Source organism: uncultured Aggregatibacter sp., assembly GCF_901873365.1.
GTDB lineage: Bacteria > Pseudomonadota > Gammaproteobacteria > Enterobacterales > Pasteurellaceae > Aggregatibacter.
In genome coordinates, this window is record NZ_CABFLM010000131.1 from 1 (window position 1) to 1651 (window position 1651).

Sequence of the window (1651 nt, forward strand, 5' to 3'; positions counted from 1 at the left end):
ATGGATATCTACCCGAATCAGCCGGTTTTTCAGGTCATAGGTATACCGCTGATAGTCGCCATTGGCGGTTTGGCATTTGTAGACAGATTAATATGTGTTTCATAATTATCTTGACAAACTAAGAAGTTTGTATGAGCGTTAAGTTATTTTTTCACTTTTTCTATTGCCTCTTTCATACCTTGATTTGCTGCTTTTTTATACCAATATTGGCTTTTTGATAAATCCTTAGAGAATAATTCGCCTTTTTCATAAATTTCACCTAATAAGAATTCAGATTCAACTTCTCCCTTATTTGCTGAGCTTTCTAAATATTGTAAACCTAAATCCTTATTTTTAACTGAATCATCATTTAAGTATAGCCAAGATAAAGAGAATTCTACTTTCGATTTATTTGAGCTTGTAGCTAAAGCGCTTTTTAATAATGACAAGACCTCTTCAATATTATTTTGGCTCTCATCATATAATAATAATGCCAAGTAATATTTAGCGTCTCCGTCACCCAAATCAGAAGCTTTGTTATACCATTTCTTTGCCTCAGGAATTAATCCTTGTTCCTCATATAGTATTCCTAAGTTAATTTGCGCATTAATAAAGTCTCTTTCTGCTGCTAATAGATACCATTTTATTGCATTCTCAAGATCACCTTTTTCTTCATATAAAAATCCTAAATTAAATTGGGTTTCGGCGTTTTGAATTGGATTTCCAGAAGTCACAGATTTTTTTAACCAATATTCGGCTTTAGCATAATCAACATGGACAAACTCTCCCTTAAGATACATATATCCTAGAGTACTTTGTGCTTTACTATCACCGGATTCAGCAAGTTTTTTTAATTCTTGAAATTTAGGTTCTGTCCAATAAGAGATTAAACGCATTTCTCCATTGGCTTCTTGAGTATAAGTTTTGCTTTCAACAATTAACTTTTTAGTACCATTTTCCATATGAATATTTTCTACATCTTTTTTGAGATATCCTAAAAATAATGAAATGGCAATAAATATTATCCCTATGATAAATAAATTTTTTTGCATTATTTAATTTCCTCACACTGAACCGAAGTCCCTTCGGGCACTAGATGTCTGTTTGTATCTGAATAAATAGTCGTTCTACTATAACAACCGTCTACACCCAATATATCAATTGCAGATTGGCAAATGCTATCGTCTAATTTTTTATCAAATTTATATTCTTCTATTTCTAGACAAAATGGGTATAAATTATCGTAATCAAAATCTTTCCAATATTTTTTCCAATTTGGATCTACGGCTAAATGGTTCTCTTGAAGATATTTATCATCTTTTAATGTAAAGATAGCATCCTTATTTCCAATTTCAGCCTCACGTTGTAAAAATACGGAAGCCATTACATAATCTTTTCTCTCTAAGATGAGATAAATTGCTCATATTCTGAAACACCGACACTAAAACTCTTAGTAAAATCGATATTCTTCCAGATATTAGACTTCACTAAATCTTTAGGAATCCCATCTCCTGCTAAATTAGCATAAGAAATAAATTCAATGGCTTTATGATCTCCATGTTTAACTAAGGGGTATAATCTTTTCTAATAACTTATCCTCCTTTAATTCCTAACAATATAAATATTATGGCAATACTATAGAATAAAAAATAAGATAAAAGAGAAATTGCAA

General features: G+C 30.6%; 2 protein-coding genes. Both read right to left on the bottom strand.

Annotation, left to right across the window (positions count from 1 at the left end; translation table 11 throughout):
- Positions 1-143 precede the first annotated feature (143 nt).
- Entirely contained in the window at positions 144-1031 is an 888-nt protein-coding gene (locus QZ106_RS10265) for a hypothetical protein (RefSeq protein ID WP_295976710.1), read from the bottom strand.
- Complete coding sequence (locus QZ106_RS10270) at positions 1031-1363, bottom strand: hypothetical protein (protein ID WP_295976711.1); 333 nt, start codon at positions 1361-1363, stop codon at positions 1031-1033. Before QZ106_RS10270 ends, QZ106_RS10265 begins: the two co-directional genes overlap by 1 nt.
- Between the last annotated feature and the right edge of the window lie 288 nt (positions 1364-1651).